Source organism: Weissella sp. DD23 (assembly GCF_001579105.1).
Taxonomy (GTDB): Bacteria; Bacillota; Bacilli; order Lactobacillales; family Lactobacillaceae; genus Weissella; species Weissella cibaria.
The window spans coordinates 1-552 of the sequence record NZ_KQ970441.1; the positions used below are offsets into that span (position 1 = coordinate 1).

Here is a 552-nt window from a genome sequence, read left to right on the forward strand (position 1 = left end):
ATGGGTCATATGGCGTCAATACGACACCACGTGATGTTGCTAATCGTTTGGGCGGCGCAAGCATGTCATATGGTGCGTCAGGTCGTGACTTAGTTCGTATGGTCAATAGTTTCGGTCATACAACACGCAACCTTACAACGCCAACGCAAGTTAAAGATGCCTTGCGTGATGGCTACCCAGTTATTTTTTTAATTAACGTGGGGATTGGTCACGCGGTCGCAGCTTACGGCTATAGTGATGGGAATACAGAAGTTTTTGATCCGTACAACCACCAATTCTACAATGGTTGGAACTCGGTGGATGGGTTAATTGGCCGTTTGTCAGCTGACCCACATGATTGGGATGCTGGCACACCCGTATTTGCGATTGAGTAGGTGATACATGCAAAAACAAACAGGTAAAGGGATTGGTCTTGTCATTCGCATGCTGATTATCATTGGCGTGTTAATTGGTGCGTATGTCCTGGGGCAAAATCAGCGAATGCATCACACGGCACACCAAACAAGTTCTGCCCGCAAGGTAACCTCAGCTAGTTCAGATCAGACGAGCACC

General features: G+C 47.5%; 1 pseudogene. It reads left to right on the forward strand.

The features are described 5' to 3' along the window. Positions 1 to 374: pseudogene (locus WEIDD23_RS12125) on the forward strand (glucosyl transferase); the annotation flags it as partial. Positions 375 to 552: the final 178 nt, after the last annotated feature.